Source organism: Marinobacter sp. UBA2498, assembly GCF_002341575.1.
Lineage (GTDB): Bacteria > Pseudomonadota > Gammaproteobacteria > Pseudomonadales > Oleiphilaceae > Marinobacter > Marinobacter manganoxydans.
Map to the genome: position 1 here is coordinate 47,509 of NZ_DDOI01000145.1, position 7,207 is coordinate 54,715.

Below are 7,207 nucleotides of genomic sequence, written 5' to 3' on the forward strand. Positions count from 1 at the left end.
CCCGAGCTCCATTGCCTCCTGCATCAAGGCCGCCCGGGAGAACGTGCGCACCACCCGGGACCAGATTCCAACCGACGCCTGGGAGGTGATCAACGAGCTGTACCGGTACATCCTGGAGAACATAGATCAGGGGGTTGGTAAGCGGGCGAGGTACGAATTCCTCAACGAAATCGTGGGTCGCTGCCAGATGCTCAATGGTTTGCTGGCCGGTTGCATGAGTCACGATGAGGGGTATGACTTCATCCGAGTAGGCCGCAACCTGGAGCGGGCGGACATGGCCACCCGGCAGATTGAAGTGGGCGCCCTGCAGTTCCTCGACGGCTGGGATGGCACCGAAACCTATGGCGGGCTGCTGTGGACCAGTGTCCTGCGTTATCAGAGTGCCTTCCAGATGTACCGTCACAATGTGCGGCGGAAGGTCAGCGGGCCTCTGGTCATTCGTTTCCTGTTGCAGAATGAGCCGTTCCCGCGATCGGTGCTGCACAGCCTCAGCGAAGTCGCGGGCGCTCTCGACCGTCTGCCAAGGAACGAGATTCCGCTCCGCACCGCGTTGCAGGCGGTACGTCACACCCGGGATGGGGACGTGGATGCACTGATCCGCAAGGAGGACGTGATCCTGTTCCTGGAAAAACTGCAGTTAGAAATCGGTGAGCTTCACGACGATATTGCAGAGACGTGGTTTCCTGTCTACGAGACAGCCTGAAACTCCCAATTTTATTCGCCTGTGAGATAGGTTCCATGTCGATTCACGTTGCCCTGAGCCATACCACCCACTATCGCTATGAGCGCCCGATCAGCCTGGGCCCGCAAATAGTTCGATTGCGTCCGTGTCCGCACGGGCGGACGCGCATCCTCAGCTACTCGCTGAAGGTGGAACCAGAGGGTTATTTCCTGAACTGGCAACAGGACCCCCAGGCCAATTATCTGGCCCGCCTGGTGTTTCCGGAGAAAACCGAAGAACTGAAGATCACTGTGGATCTGGTTGCCGAGATGGCCGTGATCAACCCGTTCGATTTCTTTCTGGAACCCCGGGCAGAGACCATTCCGTTTGAATACGAGGAGTGGCAGACGGCAGAGCTGGCGCCTTATTTACAGAAACTACCGGAAACACCGGAATTCCGTAAGTGGATGGCCACCATAGACCGCAAGGAAACTCCCAGCGTGGATTTCCTGGTGGGTGTGAACCAGAGCCTTGCTGACCGTATTGATTACCTGATCCGGATGGAGCCGGGCGTCCAGACCCCGGAGGAAACCCTGAAAAAGGGCTCCGGCTCCTGTCGGGATTCGACCTGGTTGCTGGTGCAGACGCTCCGGCATCTGGGGCTGGCGGCGCGCTTTGTGTCCGGCTACCTGATTCAGCTCAAGGCAGACCAGAAAGCACTGGATGGCCCTTCGGGCGCTGAGGAAGACTTCACCGATTTGCACGCCTGGTGCGAAGTCTTCCTGCCGGGCGCCGGTTGGGTGGGGCTGGATCCGACGTCCGGCCTGTTTGCCGGAGAAGGGCATATCCCGCTGGCCTGCAGCCCGGATCCGTCCTCGGCGGCGCCAATTACCGGCATGGTTGAGGAGTGCGGGGTCGAGTTCGAGCACCAGATGAGCGTTCAGCGCATCTGGGAAGCACCTCGGGTGACCAAACCCTATACCGAGGCCCAGTGGCAACGCATCGTTGGGCTGGGCCATGACGTGGACCAGCGTCTGACAGAACTGGATGTGCGTCTGACCCAGGGCGGTGAACCCACCTTCGTGGCGAATCACGACCGGGACGAGCCGGAGTGGAACACCGAGGCCATGGGCCCCACCAAGCGCAAGAAGGCCATCGAGCTCTATCACCGGATGCGGGATCGCTATGGCGCTGGCGGGTTGGTTCATTTCGGCCAGGGAAAGTGGTATCCGGGGGAGCCGCTGCCCCGATGGTCCCTGAACTGTTACTGGCGCAAGGATGGCGAGCCGATCTGGCGGGACGAGCGCTGGCTGGCGGATGAGCGCATCGAAGGCAACGCAAGCCCGGAAGATGCCCACAGGTTTTTGTCGGCCCTGGCGAAAGAGCTTGGTGTTGATGAAAAACAGCTGTTCCCGGGGTTCGAGGATGCCTTTTATTACTTGTGGCGGGAACGACGTCTACCGGTCAACGTCGATCCTTTCGATGCGAAACTCGAGAATGCCTTGGAGCGCAAGCAGCTTCAGCAGATTTTCAGCCGGGGACTGGATGAGCCCGTCGGCTACGTGCTGCCACTGCGTGTGTCGGAAAAGGAACAGGCCTGGGAAACCGGCCCGTGGTTCCTTCGCAGTGAACGCTGTTACCTGATTCCGGGCGGCTCCCCCATGGGGCACCGGCTGCCTCTGGATGGCCAGCCCTGGGTGGAAGAAGCCGATTACCCCTGGATACACGAGCAGGACCCCTTTGCGCCCCGTGGCTCGTTGCCTGCCAGCGAGGAGATCCGGCAATGGAACAGCCGTGGCCAGGTCGGCCAGTCGTCGCCGGAGCGGGAGCCTCCCGCAAAAGGCAAGTCGGCACCGGAGATTGTCCGAACGGCCCTGTGTGTGGAGCCCCGGGATGGCATTCTCCGTATTTTCATGCCGCCGCTGGAGGAGCTTGAGCCCTATCTGGCATTGGTGTCAGCCATCGAGAAAACCGCTGCAACTCTCCAACAACCGGTATTGCTGGAGGGCTACGAGCCACCCTCGGACCACCGGATCACCCATTTCCGGATCACCCCGGACCCGGGGGTGATCGAAGTGAATGTGCAGCCGGTCCGGACCTGGGACGAAATGGTGGAGCAGACCGAATCCCTGTACGCCGACGCCTACGAATGCCGGCTCACCTCCGAGAAGTTTATGATGGACGGCCGTCATACCGGCACCGGTGGCGGCAACCATTTTGTGCTGGGCGCCCAGAAGGCAGAGGATTCGCCCTTCCTGCGACGTCCGGACCTGTTACGCAGCCTCATCAGTTACTGGCATAACCACCCCAGCCTGTCCTACCTGTTCTCCGGCCTGTTTATCGGTCCCAGCTCCCAGGCGCCGAGAATCGACGAAGCCCGCAACGATCACGTGTTCGAAATGGAACTGGCGTTCCGGGAGATGGAGCGGTTATGCCCTGTGGGCAAAAAAGTCGCGCCCTGGGTGGTGGACCGCTTGCTCCGGGACCTGCTTACGGACGTCACCGGCAATACCCACAGGGCCGAGTTCTGTATCGACAAGCTCTATTCCCCGGACGGCCCGGGTGGGCGTCATGGTCTGCTCGAGTTGCGGGCCTTCGAGATGCCACCCCATGCCCGCATGAGCCTGACCCAGCAATTGCTGCTGCGGGCGCTGGTGGCCCGATTCTGGGAGCAGCCCTACAAACCCAGCGGGCTGGTTCGCTGGGGAACCGAGCTGCACGACCGGTTCCTACTACCTCACTATGTCTGGCAGGACTTCGAGGACGTCATCGACGATATGAAGGCCCAGGGTTACCCGCTCGAGAGCGAGTGGTTCGCGCCCCATTTCGAGTTCCGGTTCCCCCGGATCGGCGATTACAAGGTCAAGGGCATAACCCTTGAGCTGCGTTCGGCTCTGGAGCCCTGGCATGTGACCGGGGAACACGGCGCTATCGGCGGCACCGCCCGCTACGTGGATTCTTCCCTGGAGCGTTTGCAGGTGAAGGTACGCGGCGCTGCCCCGGATCGTTACCAGATCACCTGCAATCAGGTGCCGTTGCCGCTTCAGCCAACAGGGATGGTGGGTGAATCGGTCGCCGGCGTCCGGTACCGGGCCTGGCAGCCATCCCAGTGCATGCACCCGACCATTGGTGTGGATGGGCCTTTGGTGTTTGATATCGTGGACACCTGGAATGAACGCAGCCTGGGCGGCTGTGAATATCACGTGACCCATCCCGGTGGCCGGAATTTCGAGACTTTGCCGGTGAACTCGTTCGAAGCGGAAGGCCGCCGCATGGCGCGCTTCTTCCGGATGGGACACAGCTCGGGGCAACAGCCCCTGCGGCCGGTTCCGGAGCATCGGGAGTTTCCGTTTACCCTGGATCTGCGATATCACAAATAAGATGCCTGGACATGTGGTTTGATGCTGGCTCCGGAGAGTAGAAAGCGGCTATGCTTCCAGCTCACTGACTAACGGAGCCTGAATTCAAGGTGGCGAAGCAGCAAGCAGTTACTGACATCCTCCGCCAGTACCATCCGGTGCCGGACCGGTTTGATGAGCTTGGCACCGGGGGTTCCGGGCCCAAGTCGCACTGGCGTCCGTTGTTGCAGCAGCTGAACCTTGAGTCTGTCGCTGGTCTCAACCTCAGGGCTCAGGCGGTTTCCAATGCCATCGCCGAAGATGGCGTAACCTACAACGTCTATGAAGACCCCCGCGGCGATACCCGACCCTGGGAGGTGGATCTGCTGCCGCTGGTGTTGGGCGCCGATGAATGGCAATGGCTCTCGAAAGCCGTCGCCCAGCGTGCAGAGCTCCTGGACAGCGTTCTGGCCGATCTATACGGCGAGCAGTCGCTGTTAAAAGAAGGTCTTATGCCTCCGGCCCTGGTCTACGGGCAGGCGGGTTTCCAGTGGCCCTGCCAGGGGATTCAGCCTGCCGGGGGCCGGTTCCTGCACCTGTATGCCGTGGATCTGGCGCGCGCACCAGACGGCGGTTGGTGGGTAATGGCAGACCGTACCCAGGCGCCCTCCGGCGCCGGTTACGCCCTTCAGAACCGGCTGGTGATTTCCCGGGCGTTCCCGGCGCCATTCCACAACCTGCCGGTAACCAACCTTTCGGAATTCTTCCAGGGTTTCCAGAACAGTCTGGCGGGCATGTCGCCAGCCGGAACCGAGTCACCGCTTTGCGTTCTGCTGACCCCGGGCCGTTTCAACGAAACTTATTTCGAACATGTGTTCCTGGCCCGTTACCTGGGTTTGCCGCTGGTCGAGGGCCAGGATCTTACCGTGCGAGATGACACGGTGTACCTGAAAACGCTTCAGGGCCTGCGGCGGGTACACGCCATTTATCGCCGGCTGGACGATGGCTTCTGTGATCCGCTGGAGCTTCGCGCCGATTCCGTGCTGGGGATTCCCGGGCTTCTGGGAGCGGTGCGGGCAGGCAAGGTGCTGATGGCAAATGCCCTGGGTTCCGGGGTGCTTGAGAGTGCGGCGTTATTCGGGTTTTTGCCGGAGATTTCGAAGAAATTACTGGGCTCGCCTCTGGCTATGCCGTCGGTGGCGTCCTGGTGGTGTGGTGAGAAACCGGCTCTGGATTATGTCATTGAGCACCTGGACGAGCTGGTCATTAAACCGGCCTTCGCGAGCATGCGAATGGAGCCGGTGTTCGGTTACCAGGTGAAAGGTGCAGAGCGGGACGCCCTGATCAAGAAGATGCATGCCCATCCCCATGCCTTTGTCGGCCAGGAGCTCGTCCATCTTTCCCAGGCGCCGGTCTGGAAGGGGGATCCGGAGCAGCCGCTGGCCACCCGGTCCATCGGCCTGCGGCTGTTTGCGGCGGCCACGCCTTCCGGCTGGCGGGTCATGCCCGGTGGGCTGACCCGGGTCGCCATGGATGCGGGTGTGGAAGTCATCTCCATGCAACGGGGAGGGCTGTCGAAGGACACCTGGGTACAGGCTCGCTACACGGCTCCCTCCAAGTCACTGATCAAGAGACGGCTGCAGGTGTCTGACCTGCTCGACGGCGAGCGGGACACGCCCTCCCGGGTGGGGGAAAACCTGTTCTGGATGGGCCGGCACTCGGAGCGGGCGGAGGGAACTGCCCGTTTATTGCGGGCGGCGTTCAACCGTCTGTCGGGCCACGACCAGGCCAGCGAAGAAGCCCTGCTCGGGCTGCAACAGGCAGCCGAACAATTCGGGACCCTTCCGGAGCCTGAAGAAGATGCGGTCCCCGAGCCGCTTCCCGACGCCTTGTTGAGAGCGGTGAGTGACCTGCAATTTCCGGGTTCAATCGCGTCGATTCTTGATGCCCTGCTGTTCAACGCCAGCCAGGTCCGGGACCGTCTGTCTTCCGACAACTGGCACACGCTCAATCGGGTGGGCAAGCCCCTGAGCCCGGCGCCAACCACGCCAGACCGGTCGATTCGGGCACTGAACCTGGTGTTGCTTGATTGCATCTCCCTGGCGGGCTTTGCGATGGATGACATTACGCGGGATGCCAGCTGGGTTTTCCTGGTCATCGGCCGGCGCCTGGAGCGACTGGCCAATCTCTGTACGCTGATTTGCGTGCCCCTGTTCAGCGACCGGTTCAGCCGCCATGCCATGCTCGAGTGGCTGCTGGAAGTGGCCAACTCGGAAGTCACCTACCGCACCCGGTACCGTCGGACACCAGAGCTTCTGGGGGTACTCCATACCCTGGTGATAGACGCAAGCAACCCTCATTCGGTGATGTTCCAGCTGCGCCAGCTGCAGAAGGACCTGCCGGAAATGGGGCGTAAAACCGGCCAGCTGTTTCCGCCGGATCTGAACGAATCGCTGCAGCGGCTGCGAGCGCTTGATTTGCATCCGTTTGAGCGCAAGCGCCCGGACAAAGCCTGTGAAGCCCTGGCGGAGCTATTGTGTGACATCCGGTCGGAGGCCTATCGTGTGTCTGATGAAATTCAGCGGCAGTGTTTTATTCACACCCGGTATTCCGACCGGTCTGTGAACCCGGATTGAGGCACCTGTCATGACATTTGTCCGTTACCATGTGCGTCATGAGACCCTCTACCAGTACGATCAGGTGGTGGGGGAGTCCCACCATTTGCTGAGACTGACACCGCGGGCCCTGCCCTGGCAGCGGAATCTGGAACATCATCTGGCGATTGCACCGGAACCCCCGGTGCGAAGCTCGTTCCTGGACAGTTTCGGCAATCGGATTACCAAGATTGATTTTACCGCGGAACATGAGTACTTACGGATCATCAGCGAATTCTGGGTGGAGCTTCGTGAGCGTCCGAAACCCTCGGCAGCCGCGGCAAAAGTTCCCTGGGAAACCGTCCGCGATAGCCTGCGGTACCGTGCCGACAGGAAGTTCCCGGCGGACCATCTTCAGGCTACGGCGTTCCGGTTTGTCTCCACCAATGTGCCCATTGATTCCCAGTACGCCGCCTATGCCCGGGAGGCGTTCCTTCCGGGGCGCGCGCTGGTAGAGGCGGCTGATGCCCTGATGCGGATGATTCATCGCGATTTCAGTTTCGATGCAACGGCGACGGAAACCTTCACTCCGGTCGAACAGGCGTTCAAGGCCC

The 7,207-nt window shown here is 61.2% G+C and carries 4 protein-coding genes; all 4 read left to right on the plus strand.

The window, feature by feature from the left end; all coding sequences use genetic code 11:
- The coding region (locus tag B2W52_RS20245; protein ID WP_286803981.1) for an alpha-E domain-containing protein at nt 1–703 on the plus strand (703 nt) is incomplete at its 5' end.
- Nucleotides 704–738: 35 nt separating this feature from the next.
- Entirely contained in the window at nt 739–4,041 is a 3,303-nt protein-coding gene (locus B2W52_RS20250; protein ID WP_008172677.1) for a transglutaminase family protein, read from the plus strand.
- An 89-nt stretch (nt 4,042–4,130) separates the two neighbouring features.
- Complete coding sequence (locus B2W52_RS20255; protein ID WP_008172679.1) at nt 4,131–6,635, plus strand: circularly permuted type 2 ATP-grasp protein; 2,505 nt, start codon at nt 4,131–4,133, stop codon at nt 6,633–6,635.
- A gap of 10 nt (nt 6,636–6,645) precedes the next feature.
- A partial coding sequence (locus B2W52_RS20260) for a transglutaminase N-terminal domain-containing protein (RefSeq protein ID WP_286803982.1) occupies nt 6,646–7,207 on the plus strand: 562 nt, incomplete at its 3' end.